Source organism: Aliarcobacter sp., from assembly GCF_041672065.1.
Lineage (GTDB): Bacteria > Campylobacterota > Campylobacteria > Campylobacterales > Arcobacteraceae > Aliarcobacter > Aliarcobacter skirrowii.
Window position 1 is genome coordinate 1 of record NZ_JBAZAH010000039.1, and the last position, 16,808, is coordinate 16,808.

Below are 16,808 nucleotides of genomic sequence, written 5' to 3' on the forward strand. Positions count from 1 at the left end.
CTAAAAAAAAATTGTTTTAATAATATCTAAAAGAAATTAAAAATAAGCTGTATTATAAAATATCTCTAAAATTAGTTTTTTATCCTTTTTTTGATACTATATTTGATTTTAAATTATCAATATAATAAAAGGATTAAAATGGACTGGGGTAAAGTAACCTATATTTTCCTATCTTTAATGTCGCTTACTACAACAGCTGGATTTATTTATGAGCCAAATACTATAGCTCTTTTTATAGCTGCTAGCGTAAACTTAATATCTACAATTATAAAAATTGGTGTAAAAAATCTTTTAGCAGCTGAACTCTTAGCTAGTTCACTAGTTGCAGATTTACATTTAATACCTGCTTTTTTAGTAGTTGTGTTTAGTGGTGACATACAACTTGCAATAGCCTTAGCTATTGGAGCTGTTATAGCAAATATTGTATCAATTGTACTATCTTTAATTGAGAGTGCAAAAAGTAGTGAAAAGGAAGATTATTAAAAATGCAATATTCTAGTAAAGAATTAGAAAAAAAATGGCAAGAGTATTGGAAAGAAAACAACTCTTTTGAACCAAAAGATGGTTATGAATTACCAAAAAAATATATATTAAGTATGTTCCCATATCCAAGTGGAAGAATTCATATGGGACATGTTAGAAACTATTGTATTGGTGATGCCTTTGCAAGACACTTTAGAAAAAATGGTTTTAATGTTCTTCATCCAATAGGTTGGGATAGTTTTGGAATGCCAGCAGAAAATGCAGCAATTAAAAATAGACTTCATCCAAAAAAATGGACTTATGAAAATATTGATTATATGAGAGAAGAGCTTAGAAATTTAGGGCTATCTTTTAGTAAAAACCAAGAGTTTGCAACAAGTGATGAGCTATATACAAAATTTGAACAAGAGATTTTTATAAAAATGTATGAAGCTGGTATTGTTTATCAAAAAAGTGCACATTTAAATTGGTGTAATGAGTGTCAAACAGTTTTAGCAAATGAGCAGGTTGAAGATGGATGTTGTTGGAGATGTGATAACGAAGTTGTTCAAAAAGAGATGCCAGGATATTATATTGCAATTACAAAATATGCACAAAAACTTTTAGATGATTTAAAAACTTTAGAGAACTCATGGCCATCACAAGTTTTAACAATGCAAGAGAACTGGATTGGAAGAAGTGAAGGTTTAGAGTTTAAATTTGATTTAACAAAAGAGACTAGAGCAAAACTTGATAAGATGTTTTCAAGTTTTAAAGTATTTACAACAAGACCAGATACTATTTATGGTGTAACTTATGTTGCAATTGCACCTGAGCATGAGATTGTAAAATATATGGTTGAGCAAGAGCTTTTACCAAAAAATAAACTAAACATTATTAAAAGAGTTCAAAAAGTTGCTGAAAAAGATAGAGCAACTTTAGAAAAAGAGGGTGTTGATTTAGAAATAGAGGTAATTCATCCTTTAACTGGACAAAAAGTTCCAGTTTGGATGGCAAATTTTGTTTTAAGCTCTTATGGTGAAGGTGCTGTTATGAGTGTTCCAGCACATGATCAAAGAGATTTTGAGTTTGCAAAAAATTATGATTTACCAATAAAACAAGTTATTTCAAAAGATGGAAAACATAGTGATGAAAAACTAAAAGAGGCATTTGTTGAAGATGGAATCTTGGTTGATTGTGAAAGTTTTAGTGGATTAACTACAACTCAAGCAAAACAAGCAATTATTTATCACTTTGAACAAAACTCTTTAGGAAATAAAAAAGTAAACTATAAACTAAGAGATTGGGGAGTTTCAAGACAAAGATATTGGGGAGCTCCAATTCCTTTTGTTCACTGTCCAAAATGTGGATTAGTTCCTGAAAAAATAGAGAATCTTCCAATAGCACTTCCAGATGATGTTGAAATAACTGGAGAGGGAAATCCTTTGGCAAATCATCCAACATGGAAAGACTGCTCTTGTCCAAAATGTGGAGAAAAAGCAGTTAGAGAGAGTGATACTTTAGATACATTTGTTCAATCTTCTTGGTATTTTTTAAGATATGCAACTAACTATAAAAAGTGGCAAACAGAGGCTATAAATAAAGAAGATAGCAACTATTGGATGGATGTTGATCAATATATTGGTGGAATAGAACATGCAATTTTACACCTTTTATATGCAAGATTCTTTACAAAAGTTCTAAAAGATTTAGGATATACAGATTCAAATGAGCCTTTTAAAAATCTACTTACTCAAGGTATGGTTTTAAAAGATGGTGCAAAAATGAGTAAATCTAAAGGAAATGTTGTTGATCCTGATTTAATTATCGAAAAATATGGAGCAGATACAGCAAGATTGTTTATTCTTTTTGCAGCTCCTCCAACAAAAGAGTTGGAGTGGAATGATAGTGCTGTTGAAGGTGCTTATAAATTTATAAAAAGATTTTATGAAAGATCTATTAATGTTACACAAAATGGTGTAGAAAATATTTTTAAAATAGATCAAAACTCTTTAAATGATAAAGAGAAAGAGGCTAGATTAAAAGTTTATGAAGCTTTAATTAAATCAAATGAGGTTTTAACAAAAACTTATGCATTTAATACTTTAATTGCATCTTGTATGGAGGCTATGAATGCTTTATCATCTCAAGAAAACGAAGCAATTTGGGCTGAAGGTTACTATATTTTAACAAATATATTAGAGCCAATTATTCCTCATACAGCTTGGGAATTAGCTAATAAATTTTTTGCTTTATCAAATTTTGATAAGAGTATTGAAGTAAAAGATGAGGTTTTTTCAAAAGATAGTATAGTTTTAGCGGTTACAATAAATGGTAAAAAAAGATGTGAGATAGAAGTTGCTGTAAATGCTACAAATGAAGAGATTTTAGAACTTGCAAAAGTAGCTGCTAAAAAATGGTTAGAAAATGCAACAATTGTTAAAGAGATTGTTGTACCAAATAAACTTGTAAATATTGTAATAAAGGGCTAATGTGCTTAAAAAAATCTCTTTTTATATTGTAATAGTTTTAATTCTAAGCTCTTGTGGATATAGACCAACAGCACAATTAGCAAAAGAGGAGCTAGGTAAAAATATATTTGTAAAAACAGATATAAGAGCTAGTGATCCTAGAAACTCTGTTTTAGTTAAAGATGCTGTAACAAAAATATTATCTCAAAGATTAGATTCAAATCTTGTAGATAATCAATTTGAAGCTGAAATAATAATGAATTTAAGCATTGGAAGTGTTAGCTTTGGGGTTTTACAATATGATAAAGATGGTTACAATAAACTTTACAAAGCAAAAGTTAATATAAATGTAAAGTATTTTGATAAAGAGAAATCAAAAACAAAAAGTTTTACAGTTTCTGGAGAGTATGATTTCGCTGTTGATATAGGTGGAGAGATAAATGATACTCATAGATTTGAAGCAATTAGTAAAGCAAGTGATATGGCTGTAACTGAGATTTTATCAAGAGTTGCAGTTGCATCTTTTGAGTAAAATATGTCTTTAAAAACTTTAGACTTAAAAGGGTTTTTAGAGCATAAAACTCTTTATTATGACAAAATTGATTACAACTACATAAAAAAATCTGCTGATATTTTATTAAATCATATAAATCTTCCTTTTACTATTCATATTGTAGGAACAAATGGAAAAGGTACAACTGGAAGATTTTTAGCTCACTATCTGTATAAAATTGGATTTAAAACTCTACACTATAGCTCTCCTCATATAAAAAAATTTAATGAAAGAGTCTGGTTAAATGGTTTTGATATAGATGATGAGAGTTTAGAGATAGCTCATAAGTTTTTGCAAAATATTTTAGATGAAGAGCTTTTAGAAAAACTTACATATTTTGAATACACAACACTTTTGGCATTTTATATTAGTAAAGATTGTGACTATTTAATTTTAGAAGCTGGACTTGGTGGAGAGTTTGATGCAACAAATGTTGTAAAAAATGATCTTAGCCTTATTACAACAATTGGAATTGATCATACATCTTTTTTAGGAGATAGTGTAGAGAAAATTGCAAGAACAAAGATGCGTTCGGTTGATACAAAGATGATTATTGGTTATCAAGAGTTTGCTAGTGTTTATGATGTTGCAAATAGTGTTAAGCTTGAGTTAAAAGATGAGTTTAATAAAGATATAGAGATTTTAAGAGTTGAAGATTTTAATATAGATTATAACTTTACATTTGCATCATATTTAAAAAGAAATTTAGCACTTGTTTTAAAATGTTTAAAAGAGTTAAAAATTGATATAAATCTTGAGATTTTCAACTCAACTCCAATTTTTGGAAGATGTCAAAAGATAAAAGATAATATATTTGTAGATGTTGGACACAATCCTTTGGCTGCAAAAGTGATTTTTGAAGAGTTTAAAAATAAAAAATTAACTTTGATTTACAACTCTTATGCCGATAAAGATTACAAAGAGGTTTTGACAATTTTAAAACCAATTATAGATGAGGTATATATTGTACCTTTGGAAGATAGGAGAGTTGTAAAAAAAGAGATTTTGGAAAGTTGTTTAAAATCACTTGATATTAAAGAGATAAAGAGTTTAGAGTTTGATAATAAAAAAATCTATCTTGCTTTTGGTTCATTTTTAGTTGTTAAGAGATTTTTGGAGCTAATTTCTTATGAAAAACCTTGAAGAAGAGCTAGAAAAACTATATTTAGAAAAATCAAAGATTGAAGAGCGAATTGCACAACTTGAGAGTTTAAAAAATCAAAATATAAAAAAAGAGTTCTCAAAAGATGAAAAAATTTCACTTTTTAGAGAACTTTTTGTTGCAAGAGCTGATATATATGCTAAAAAATGGCGAAGTCGTGATGGAGCTAAAGAGGGATTTAGTGCTGTAACTGCCACTTTTATGGGTGAAGATTTTTTGCCACTTACAAACAAAGAGCTAGAAGAGCATTTAAGAGGAAATATTTTTTTAGCATCATATTTAATAAATAAAAATCAAGAGTGCTCTTATGTTGCTTTGGAGTTAAATAGTGAAGATGTTTTTAAACTTCAAAGAGCTTTACAAGAGTTAAATATAGAAGCCTCTTATAGTTTAAGCTCTTATAACTCTGTTTTTGCTTGGATATTTTTTAAAGAGAAAATTGCTTCAAAGATATCTTTCTCTTTCTTATATTTTTTGCAAAAAAAAGCAAATATAAGTGCTAAAATCTATCCAAATAGTGAGTTTTGTACAAATGAAAAGTTAGGAAACTTTATAGAGTTGCCTTTACAATTAGAGCATAGAAGAAAAAACAGAACAGTTTTTTTAGATATAAATACAAAAAAAATATATGAAGATCAATGGTTATATCTATCAAGTGTTAAAAAAGCAACAAAAGAGCAAATATATAGTTTTGCTCAGGTTTTAAGTGCAAAAAATATTCAAAAAGATTTAAAGCATATAAATTTTCCAATAAATAGTTTTGAAGTTGTTTTAAATAGTGGAATAGAGATTCCAATTAAAAACTTATCAAAGAGTTTTATTAGTAAGCTAAAATCATTTGCTACTTTTTTAAATCCTCAAGTAAAACTTCTAACGCAACTTAGAAAACCACTTTATAACACTCCAAAATATCTAAAAGGATATGAAGAGAGTAGTGATTATTTAACACTTCCAAGAGGCGTAAAGATTAGTTTATTTGAATATTTTAAAGAGAATTTATTAGATTTTTCAATAAAAGATGAGAGAGTTTTTGAAAAAATTGAGACAAAAAGTGTGAAATATACTCTAAGACCAGAGCAAGAGGATGCTATAAAAGAGATTTTAAAGTCACAAGAGTCAATTTGTGTTGCTCCTCCTGGTTTTGGTAAAACTCTTTTAGGAGCAAAAGTATTTGAGTTAAGAGCTGTAAAAACTTTGATTATTGTAAATAAAAATATGCTACTTGATCAATGGATTAGTAGATTTGTTGACTATTTTGGATATAAAAAGAGTGATATTGGATATTTAGGAAAAGGTCAAAACAGGCTTAATGGTAATATTGATGTTGCAACAATGCAAAGCTTAAATAACTCTCCTGTTTTAATCAAAAACTATACTCAAGTAATTGTAGATGAGTGTCACCATATTCCAGCACTTACATTTGAGCAGATAGTAAAAAATTTCAAAGGAACTTATATTTTAGGGCTTAGTGCAACTCCTAGAAGAAAAGATGAGTTAGATCCAATTTTGTACCAACAATTAGGAGATATATCTTATGAGTATAAAAAACCAAAAACACATACAAATATATTAAAAGTTATAAAAACAGATTTTGTAAGTAGTAGCGATAACTACTCAACAATAATAGGAGAGCTTGTAACAAATGAGAATAGAAATAGACAAATTGTTGATGTAATAAAAGAGCATAAAGATAGAAAAACTCTTTTGCTTAGTGATAGAATTGAACACTTAAATCTTTTAGAGAATATTTTAAAAGAGCAAAAAATTGATTTTGTAAGTGTTCATGGAAGTCAAAATAAAAAAGAGCAAGTACAAAATATGCAAAAAGTAAAAACAAGTTCACTTATACTTGCAACAAGCTCATTTTTTGGAGAAGGAATAGATTTTCCTCATCTAAATACAATTATTTTTGCAACTCCAATATCTTTTTATGGAAGATTAATTCAATATCTTGGAAGAATTGGAAGGGGAAATCAAAAGTGCTTAGCTATTGATTTTTTAGATAGCCAAAATCCAATTTTGAACTCAACTTATAAAAAAAGGCTTGAAGGTTATAAACAGATGCATTATAAATAATATTTTTTATAAATATTATTAATTAATCTAATATAACTTTTTATTATAATTTAACTAAAGTTTCTATAAACTTCTTAATATTTCAAATAAGGAGAAACTATGAAACTATTAAAAATTTTGGCATTTGCTTCAATACTTTTAACTTCAGCTTTTAGTGCTGAGTTTGTAAGCTATGATGAGCTAAGCAAAAAATTAAAAAGTGACGCAAAAAAATCAGGAATGATGGCAACAACTAAAGAGGTAAAAGATGCTCTAAAAGCTAAAGATTGGGCAGTTGTTGATGTAAGAACTATGGAAGAGTGGGCAGGTGCTTCTATAAAAGGAAGTTATAGAGTTGGAAGAGAAGCACCTGAAAAAGCTTTAGAAAATATTGTTTTAGACGATGATGAAAATTTTGTAAAGCAGAATTTAGTTGTAGTTTGTAACACAGCATCAAGAGCAGCTATTGAAGCTCAAGCTTTTAAACAAATGGGATTTAAAACTGTAAAGATTTATGAGATAAATAGATGGATTGATGAGTGTAATCCTGTTGTTACAAAATATAGTGCAGGTGAGCATAAAGATGGAACTAAAACAAAGTTTGGTAACTACTACGCTGAACATTGTAAAAAATAGTTTTAAAAGTAGAAAAGAGATTTTCTACTTCTAAACTATATATCTCATTTTTATATGCTCTTTTATCTTTTCAATTTCAACTAAAATAAATCCATCAATACAATCATTAAAATCTTTATCAACACTAAAATCTAAAAATCTTACACCATCATCAATAGTTAATTCACTATATTGTTTATATAAAGGTGGAATTGTAACACCCATATTTGTTAAAGCAGATTTTAAAGCTTTAAAATCCTGTTTTTTATCATCTAAAACAAAAAAATCCTTTATATCGCTTAGACGATTTGTATAAAAGTATGGATCTTTTGCTTGAACTAACTCTTTTTCGCTTCTGTAGTAGTGGCTATAATAAAGAGTCATTAAATCTTTTGCAATAGAGGGAAAAGAAGCTGGAATTGATACAGGTCCAAACATATATTTTATATTTGGATTTGCTTTTAAATATGCACCAATTCCAAACCAAAGATAATCTAAAGCTCTAGTTCCCCAATATTTTGGTTGAACAAAACTACGCCCAAGTTCAATTGAATTTTGAAGATAAAAGATAAAATCATCATTAAATTTAAATAAAGAGTTTGAGTAAAAACCTTTTACGCCATATTTTTCAAAAACCAAATTTGCATTTGCTATTCTATATGCTCCTACAATCTCAAGTTCACTTTTATCATATAAAATAATGTGTTGATAGTAAATATCATATTTATCAGTATCTCTTTTTTTATTTACACCCTCACCAACTTTTCTAAAAGATAGCTCTCTTAATCTTCCAATCTCTTTTAAAACTATAGAGTCTTCAACATAATCATACAGATATATTCTTTTGCCATCATTTGTTTGACCAAGGAGTTGAGATTTTTTTAGTTCGTTTAATAAATCAATTCTACTTACAGGATGAGCAATTGCATTTTGAGTTTGAAAATATGATTTTTTGCCTTTATTTAAAGCATAAAGATGTTTTTTATATAAATTTACTATAAATTTTTTATTTAAACCTTTTGGAATAATATTCTCATTTGGAATAATTTTACCAATCTTTATATTTATACTTTTTGATTTTTTGTTAAACATCTCATTTGATAATAAAAGAGTTGAAAAAGTCTTATTTAGCAAAGAGATTGTATAAAAAGTTTTAGAGTTTTTTGCATCTAAATATATTGGTAAAATTGGTGCATTGCTATTTTTTGCAAAATTTAAAAAACCTTTACTCCAAGTTTTATCAACTACTCCTTTAGGTGTAGCACGACTTACTTCTCCAGCTGGAAAAATTATAAGTGCTTCATTGTTATTTAAAGATTCATAAACTCTTTTTATGCTCTCTTTTGTCTGTTTATCTTTGAAGTTATCAATTGGGATTAAAAGCGAATTTAAAGCCTCAAAACTACTTAAAAAATCGTTTGCTAAGATCTTTACATCTTTTCTAACACTTCCTACAAGTTTTAGTAAACACAAAGCATCAAGACCACCTAAAGGGTGATTTGCAATAATTACAACTTTTCCAGTTGTTGGAATATTTTGTAAATCGTTGCTTGAAACTGTATAATCAAATTCAAAATAGTCTAAAACAGCATCAACAAAATCAAAACCCTTTAGGTGTGAATTTTGTGATAAGAACTTATTTATTCTATCTTCATGAACTATTTTTTTTGCTACTTTAAGCAAAGATTTTTTTAGCAGACTGTTTTTTGTTTTTATATTTGGGAACTTATTTTCAATCTCTTTTTGAATATTAACCATCTTTTTCTCCTACAAAATGTAGGAATATTAGATGATTTAGGTTGCAAATTGGTTACATTTTTAGTTATTAAGAGTAGAACTCAACAGATTTTAATCTAGCAGCTCTTCTTGCATCTGAATTGCTCTCTTGTGGCTCATCATCTTTATCTATATATATTTTTCTTCTATTTTGCTGATTATCATTTGGTTTTTGTTTCTCAAGCTCAAGTTTAGCAACTAGCTCTTCAAGTTTATCTTCTAGTTTACTATTCTCTTTTAAAAGCAAATCTTTTTGTAGTGCTAAATCATTTAACTCTTTTTTTAACTCTCTAGCTCTTTGTTTGTAAGCATCTTTTTCTCTATCAAGAATATTATTCATCTCTTTTAAATTGTTATTTTCTTGCTCTAAAAGCAGATTTTTTTTCATTAAGATTACATTTTCACTCTTTAATCTTTGTGCATCTTGCATAGCAACTCGGCTTAAAAGTTCATAGTTCATATAAAATCCTTAAGTAAAGATGGCTTAAATTGTACAATAAAAATTAGTAATTTAGCATAAATCTATATTATGTTAAAATTTCGGAATTTTTTTGCAAGGTTTATGATGATTACAATAGATGTTTTAGTGTTATTAGATATAAAAGGTTTACAAGATAGAGAGAAATTTGAGAAGCATGTTAAAAAAGAGGGTTTTATAAAAGTAGAAAATGAGGAGTTTGTATATACAGGAAACTCAACAACTACAACTTTTGCTACAAAAGCTTATATTTTGGAAGTATTTAAAAAAGGTTTACAAAAAAGTGGTTTTGAAGATGCTTCTTTGGTTTTTTTATTAAATGAAACACCATATCCTCCATACAAATATGACAAAAATACAGATGATTTTGAATTAAGTGAAGCAAAATAGTGAAAAATATTTATAGCTATTTAAAAAATTTAAAAGAGCAAAAAAGATTAAAAGAGTGTGAACTTTTAGTTGTAAATGATGATAAAGAGGCAAAAATAGCATCTGATATTATCTTATTTTTAGGTTTTTCTCCTTTTACACTTCCAGATTTTAGAGCAAATTTCAAAGATGATTTACTCTCTTTTAAAGAGGAACTTCAAGATATAACAAAAACTTTAAGTAGTTTTTATGAGTACAAAAAAGAGAATAAAATCTTAATCTCTCCAATAAGAACTATTAGTTTTCCTCTTCCAAAAAAAGAGTGTTTTGATAGCTTTACAATCAACTTTGCAGATAAACTAGATTTACAAGAGTTAAAAGAGAAACTTTACAACTGGGGATACTACTTTGTAGATATTGTAACAAGTGAAGGAGAGGTATCTTTAAGAGGAGATATTTTTGATATAGCTTCTTTAGGAAGTGAGTTTGGATATCGTGTAAGTTTGTTTGATGATGAGGTTGAGAGTATTAGAAAATTTGATATAGAAGATCAAAAATCTTTTAAAGATGAGATTGAGAGTTTTACTATAAAACCTGCATTTTTGGCTCTAAACTCAGCTACTTATGAAAATTTAAATGAAAAAATAGAGACAATTTCTAGTGATGCGTTTATAAAAGATATTCACTCTTTAGGATTTTGGTATTTAGATGATATGGCAACTTATTTACCACAAAATATGAGTAGCTTTATAACTTTAAATGCTTTAAGTGAACTTGATGAAGCATATATTTTTGAAGAGAAAAGATTAAACAAAGATAAGTTTCTAACACTTCCAAAAATTATTGAAGATGATAGATACAAAGAGATAAGCCCATCAAATATAAAAGAGTTTATAACTTTTCACAAAGATAAAAAAATCACACTTATTTCAAGTAGTGAAGCTAGAGTAAAAGCTGTTGATTTAAGCTTAGATGATAAAGATATAAAATACATTTTTAGCCATGAGATAATAAATCTTTTAAGTAGTGATGAGGTAATAATCTCATTAAACAAAGAGATTAAAAAGAAGCGAAAAAAACGGGTTAAATTTGTAATTGATGAGTTGGTTTTAAATGATTTTGTAGTTCATGAAAAACATGGAATTGGAGTTTACAAAGGAATTGAACCTGTTACTATTATGGGGGCTAAAAGAGATTTTGTAGTAATAAACTATCAAGGAGAAGATAGACTTTTAATACCTGTTGAAAATTTAGATACTATTGATAGATATGTTGCAGATGGCGAGAGTTATGCAATTGTTGATAAACTAGGTCGGGGAAGTTTTGCAAAACTAAAAGAGAAAGTAAAAGATAGATTATTTGAAATTGCAAATGATATTATAAAACTAGCAGCTGCAAGAGAGCTTGTAAATGGTATTAAAATAGATATAGATGAGTTTTTGATTAGTGAGTTTCAAAGTAAAGCAGGATTTTCTTATACAAAAGATCAAACTAGAAGTATAAATGAGATTTTTGCTGATATTAGTAGTGGAAAAGTTATGGATAGGCTTTTAAGTGGTGATGTTGGTTTTGGAAAAACAGAAGTTGCTATGAATGCACTACTTGCAGTTATAAATAGTGGTTACCAAGCTATATTTGTATGTCCTACAACACTTTTAGCATCTCAACACTACCACTCAATTTCAAAAAGATTTAAAGAGTTTGGAATAGATGTTTATAAGCTAGATGGAAAAAGTAGTGCAAAAGAGAAAAGCAGTATTAAAAAAGGTCTTGAAGATGGAAGTGTTAAATTTGTAATAGGAACACACTCTTTACTTGATATAAAAACTTCTAATCTTGCACTTGTGATAATTGATGAGGAGCATAAATTTGGAGTTAAACAAAAAGAGAAACTAAAAGGTCTTAGAGAAGATGTACATATTTTTTCTATGAGTGCAACACCAATTCCAAGAACTCTAAATCTAGCCTTATCAAAACTAAAAGGAATGAGTACTCTTTTAACACCTCCAAGTGAGAGATTAGGAGTGCGAACTTTTGTAAAAGAGTATAGTGATGGTTTAATAAAAGAGATAGTTTTAAGAGAGAAAAGAAGAGGTGGACAGCTATTTTATGTTCATAACAATATTGCTTCAATTGAAGCTAAGAAAAAAGATTTAGAGAAGCTTATTCCAAATATCAAAGTAGATATTATTCACTCTCAAATAAAATCAGCAGATGCTGAAAAAATAATTGAAGCTTTTGAAAATAAAGAGTTTGATATTTTACTTGCAACTTCAATAGTTGAAAGTGGAATTCACCTACCAAATGCAAACTCAATAATAATTGATGGAGCAGATAGATTTGGAATAGCAGATTTGCATCAATTAAGAGGAAGAGTTGGACGAAGCAACAAAGAGGGGTATTGTTACTATGTTGTTGAAGATAAGAGCAAAATAACACCTGAAGCTATAAAAAGATTAGTTGCTTTGGAATCTAACTCATATTTAGGAAGTGGAACAGCACTTGCTCATCAAGATTTAGAAATAAGAGGCGGTGGAAATATTATAGGAGCTGAGCAAAGTGGACATATAAAACAGATTGGTTATGGTCTGTATCTTAAAATGCTTGAAGATACTTTGGCGGTTTTAAGTGGTGAGCAAAAAGATGAGAAGAAGAGTGTTGATATTAAACTTGCTATTAGTGCATTTATTAGTAGTGATTATATAGTTGAAGATAGAATTAGACTTGAACTTTATAGAAGATTAAGCCGTGTAAATGATACTTCTAGCCTTTATGCTATTGAAGAGGAGATGGAAGATAGATTTGGAAAACTTGATACTCCTACAAAACAGTTTATGGATTTGATTTTGATAAAAATTTTGGCTATGTCAAAAGGAGTTGAACAAATAAGCTCTTATGAGATGAATGTTACATTTGTAAAAGATGGTATAAAAGAGACAATAAAATCAAGAAGCAAAGATGATGACGATATTATAAGTGCTACTTTACAGTATTTAAGAAAGTAATAATATGAAAAATCTAAAGTTTTCAATATTAAAAAAAGATGATATAAAAGCAGTTGTAGAACTAATAAACAAAGCATATAGAGAAAAAAATCCAAACTCTTGGACAAGTGAAGCTCACTTGCTTAGTGGAATTAGAGTAAATGAAGATATGCTAAATGAGATTTTAAAAAATAAAAATATAGTTACATATATAGCTTTATTAGATGAAAAAATTGTAGCAACAATTCAAACAAAGCTAGAAGATGAAGATATACATATTGGGCTTTTTGCAGTTCATCCAGATTTTCAAAGCTTTGGAGTGGGAAAAAAGCTTTTAGCTTTTGCAGAAGAGAGTGCAAAAAAACTTTGGAAAAAATCAAGCTTTGTGATGGAAGTGATATCAAATAGAGTTGAGCTAAGAGATTACTATATTAGAAGAGGTTACCAAAATACAAATAGTTTTATAGATTTTCCAAAATCTTCTTACTGGTCACCACTTACAAATGAAGAGTTAAAACTTTTGGTTTTAAAAAAATATATAGATTAGTTGTAAGTTGGTATATCTTCACGCTTCTAGCTTATGTAAAATATCATCTAAATTTAAAAAATCCAAACTCATTTTTGAAAAGGCAAACCACTTTTTACCTAAATCTTTCAAACTAGCTCCCAAATGATAAATCTCTTTTTTATCGATAATCAAAAATCTATCATGAGCATTTTTAAAAGTTTTTAGAGAGATATTTTTATATTGTTTTGAATATTTTTCGAAATCTAGTTTGAGTTGTTTTGAAATTGTTGAAGTGTAAATTGTAAAATTTATATTTGGATACTTACTAAACAAAGTAAAAACTGTATCATCTATATAGTTATCTATCAAAACGATTTCACTCTTTGCTAGCTTTAGCAAATCGTTTACAAAACTGTAAGCATCGTAAATTTGCCCATCAAAAAAGATGTTTTGATTAAATTCCAAGCTATTTTCTTTTATTTTAGAATTAATTTTATTCATTTGAGATTTTAAAATATTTACATCATTTTCTAAAGATACAAATCTATCATTTGTAATTTTTTCACCATTTATAACATATCCATTTTGAATATAGTTTTTTAACACAGATGTTGCCCATTGTCTGAATTTTGTAGCTCTTAAAGAGCTTACTCTATAACCAACACAAATAATTACATCTAAATTATAATGCTTAAGTTCTCTTTTTACTAATCTATTTCCTTCTTTTCGAACTACCGAGAAAAACTCGGTAGTTGAATTCTCATCTAGCTCTTTTTCTAAATATATATTCTTTAAGTGCAAACCAACATTATCTGTACTTGTATCAAATAACTGAGACATTTGTAATTGTGTTAGCCAAATTGTTTCACTATCAACCGAAACTTTGAGTTCTAGTTCTCCATCATTGTAAACTACTAAATTTGATAAATCTTGCATTTCATTTCCTTGCTTGAAAGATTTTTTAAATCTTAGCAAAAGAGAGTAAAAAGAGAAAGAAATATTACAATTTGTAATTAAATTTGATTTTTATATTTTAAGCCTTGGAAGTGGGACTTCAGTCCAACCATTACTTTTATAGATGGGACAGCTTAGAGCGAAACCTTGCAAAGCAAGTGTTGAGAAAAGTCCCATTTCCGAAAAACCAATATCAAACACCCTCAACAATCTTAATCTCATCAGGAGTTAAATCATAGAGTTTATAAACCATTTGGTCGATTGTTTTTTCATTTGTTGTAGAGATATTTTCTAAATTTTCAAGCTCTTTTTTAAGTGCGATTTCTCTATCAAAGTTGTTATTTTTTATAGCTTCATCTAAAAGAGGTTTATAATCTTTTATTTTTTGTTTAGCTTCCAAAATCTCATCTACAAGTTTTATAAATGGTTTTTGTGATTCTTCATCTATTTTTGGGATTGGTATTTCTTTTAAATAAATAGTAAATGCTCTTAAACCTTTAGAGCCTAATTGAGAAGAAATAAAACCATAGTAATAATTTACAATTTTAGAATTTAATAAAGCAAATAAATATTTTGAATCACTATCTATAAAATAAACTGTATTATTAAAATAGTATCCATCACTATCAAAAGTAAAAGTTAGCTTATCAGCAATATCAGGATAAACAATTTTAACTTTATCAAATTTATCCAAGTAAGCACAATTTCTAAGATTATAAGGAGTTTTTCCCTTGTCTCCTCTTTTTTCTAACTTATCGTAATATTGGTCTAAATGTTCTTTAATAAAAGGATAATTTTTAATATTTACAGGTGGATTATTATGAGAATTTATCAACCATTTATCAGTAAAATCAAAACTATATTTTTTTATATCTCTACCTCTTACAAGAGGTTTTATAATTTCGGCACTTTTTGGGTCTTGTTTAATAAGTTCATCTTTTTTTTCTTTATCTATAATAAAAGCTTCATTAAAACCAGTTAATATTCCTCTATAAATATTAATATCCCAATCTTTTAAAGGAATTCCACTTTTTTCTATTTTTTGTTTTATTGCTAGTTCTTTTGGGTTTGAGAAACTAAAGCTAGTTTTTGTTAAATCACTTTGTTTCATAAGATAGCTATTTATTAAATCTACATCTACAACTTTAAAAGTAGAGTTATTATCTGCTTTTTGTTTTTGAAATATTGTAATTGCACTATCAACTGTTGCATCTTCAAAGATTTTTACACCATTAAAATCTGCTATTTGCAAGATTGTTGTATTTTGTAAAATATACTCTCTTAAATTTTCTCCATATTTTGCACGAAAGAATTTATTACTACAAATAAAGCCTTTTAAACCATTTGGTTTTAACATATTTAAAGCTAACTCATAAAAATATACATATAAATCAGCTGTTCCATTTGCTACTTTATAGATTTTACTCAAAGCTTCTTTTTGCTCTTTTATCGCCTCTTGTCTTACATAAGGAGGATTTCCAATAACCACATCAAAACTATTTTCACTAAATGGCATCTCTAAAAGTGAGTTTGCACAAACTATCTTGTCTGCTAGTTTTGTAAGAGCTCTACCTCTTTTTGCAGTTCGTAGCCACAAACTTAGCTTTGCTATCTCCACGGCATCTTCATTTATATCCACTCCATAGAGATTGTGTTCCAAAATCTCCTCTTCTACCATATATGAAGCAAACAAATCGCCCATCAAAGCTAAGTCATTTTGTAGGTTTTTGTGTTCAGATATTAAGTATTCCAAAGCTTGATTTAAAAAAGCCCCACTTCCACAAGCTGGGTCTAGGATTTTTAGATTTAGAAGCCAGTTTTTATACTCTTGCAGGTTCTCTTTTGTTTGTTGCTCTTGTTTTGTTAGTTTTTTTGGGTTAGATGGAGGTGTTATCTCAACAATTTTTAGCTCTTCTCTTTTCTCACTACACATTTTTCCTAAAGTGTTTTCTACAATATATCTTGTGATATATTCAGGAGTATAAAATACACCATCTTTTTTTCTTTTTGATTTTGTTTTATCAAAGTTTACATTATCTATATTTGCTTGAAGCTCTTCAAGGTCTGTAAGACTTTGCTCAAAAATATGTCCTAAAATATTTACAGATATTTCACTTGCAAAATCGTAGTTAGATAGTATTTGAACATTTTCATCTAAAATAAAATCATCGATAATCAAACTATCAAGAAGCTCATCAACAACAAAAAGTCCACCGTTGTATTGAGGAATTTGTAGTTTATCGTTTCCTTTGTTTATAGCTTCAAAGTAGAATTTATAAATATCATATAAAGAGTAGTTTGTAAACTTTTGATTTATAAACTCCTCTCTAATCTCTTTTATCATATTTGCTCTAAGCAAATCTCTATCTTCTGCAAATAGTATAAAAATAATACGGTCGCATAGTTTTTGAGTGAGTCTTA

General features: G+C 27.9%; 13 protein-coding genes. 9 read left to right on the forward strand and 4 right to left on the reverse strand.

Annotated elements, in window-relative coordinates:
- The first annotated feature begins 138 nt into the window (after positions 1–138).
- The 6 genes from WC168_RS06820 (at position 139) to WC168_RS06845 (ending at position 7,339) form a co-directional block, all read left to right on the forward strand.
- Positions 139–483, forward strand: coding sequence for a DUF6394 family protein (locus WC168_RS06820; protein WP_066354571.1), 345 nt, complete (start codon positions 139–141; stop codon positions 481–483).
- A gap of 2 nt (positions 484–485) precedes the next feature.
- Positions 486–2,954 carry a leucine--tRNA ligase gene (leuS, locus tag WC168_RS06825; protein WP_372618291.1) on the forward strand — a complete coding sequence of 823 codons (2,469 nt, stop codon included), beginning with the start codon at positions 486–488 and terminating at the stop codon, positions 2,952–2,954.
- A 1-nt stretch (position 2,955) separates the two neighbouring features.
- Entirely contained in the window at positions 2,956–3,465 is a 510-nt protein-coding gene (gene lptE / locus WC168_RS06830; RefSeq protein WP_372618293.1) for an LPS assembly lipoprotein LptE, read from the forward strand.
- A gap of 3 nt (positions 3,466–3,468) precedes the next feature.
- Positions 3,469–4,629 (forward strand): folylpolyglutamate synthase/dihydrofolate synthase family protein, encoded by a 1,161-nt coding sequence (locus WC168_RS06835; protein WP_372618295.1) that lies wholly within the window; start codon positions 3,469–3,471, stop codon positions 4,627–4,629.
- Positions 4,616–6,724, forward strand: a complete 2,109-nt coding sequence (locus tag WC168_RS06840; protein ID WP_372618297.1) for a DEAD/DEAH box helicase family protein — start codon at positions 4,616–4,618, stop codon at positions 6,722–6,724. Before WC168_RS06835 ends, WC168_RS06840 begins: the two co-directional genes overlap by 14 nt.
- A gap of 99 nt (positions 6,725–6,823) precedes the next feature.
- A complete protein-coding gene (locus tag WC168_RS06845; RefSeq protein WP_066162506.1) occupies positions 6,824–7,339 on the forward strand; it encodes a rhodanese-like domain-containing protein in 516 nt (171 codons plus the stop codon).
- 30 nt (positions 7,340–7,369) lie between these two features.
- Here WC168_RS06845 and WC168_RS06850 read toward each other — a convergent pair whose 3' ends face one another.
- Positions 7,370–9,076 (reverse strand): lysophospholipid acyltransferase family protein, encoded by a 1,707-nt coding sequence (locus tag WC168_RS06850; protein WP_372618299.1) that lies wholly within the window; start codon positions 9,074–9,076, stop codon positions 7,370–7,372.
- Between the two features lie 67 nt (positions 9,077–9,143).
- Complete coding sequence (locus tag WC168_RS06855; RefSeq protein ID WP_372618301.1) at positions 9,144–9,554, reverse strand: hypothetical protein; 411 nt, start codon at positions 9,552–9,554, stop codon at positions 9,144–9,146.
- Between the two features lie 105 nt (positions 9,555–9,659).
- On the opposite strand from WC168_RS06855, the gene WC168_RS06860 reads away from it, so the two are divergent.
- The 3 genes from WC168_RS06860 to WC168_RS06870 are packed head-to-tail and all read left to right on the forward strand — an operon-like array spanning position 9,660 to position 13,472.
- Complete coding sequence (locus tag WC168_RS06860; RefSeq protein WP_066162497.1) at positions 9,660–9,962, forward strand: hypothetical protein; 303 nt, start codon at positions 9,660–9,662, stop codon at positions 9,960–9,962.
- Entirely contained in the window at positions 9,962–12,946 is a 2,985-nt protein-coding gene (gene mfd / locus WC168_RS06865; protein ID WP_372618303.1) for a transcription-repair coupling factor, read from the forward strand. The genes WC168_RS06860 and mfd overlap by 1 nt, the downstream gene beginning before the upstream one ends.
- A 4-nt stretch (positions 12,947–12,950) precedes the next feature.
- Positions 12,951–13,472, forward strand: a complete 522-nt coding sequence (locus WC168_RS06870; protein ID WP_372618305.1) for a GNAT family N-acetyltransferase — start codon at positions 12,951–12,953, stop codon at positions 13,470–13,472.
- A gap of 18 nt (positions 13,473–13,490) precedes the next feature.
- Here WC168_RS06870 and rhuM read toward each other — a convergent pair whose 3' ends face one another.
- Positions 13,491–14,369 (reverse strand): RhuM family protein, encoded by an 879-nt coding sequence (gene rhuM / locus WC168_RS06875; RefSeq protein ID WP_372618307.1) that lies wholly within the window; start codon positions 14,367–14,369, stop codon positions 13,491–13,493.
- Positions 14,370–14,580: 211 nt separating this feature from the next.
- A partial coding sequence (locus WC168_RS06880) for an Eco57I restriction-modification methylase domain-containing protein (protein ID WP_372618309.1) occupies positions 14,581–16,808 on the reverse strand: 2,228 nt, incomplete at its 5' end.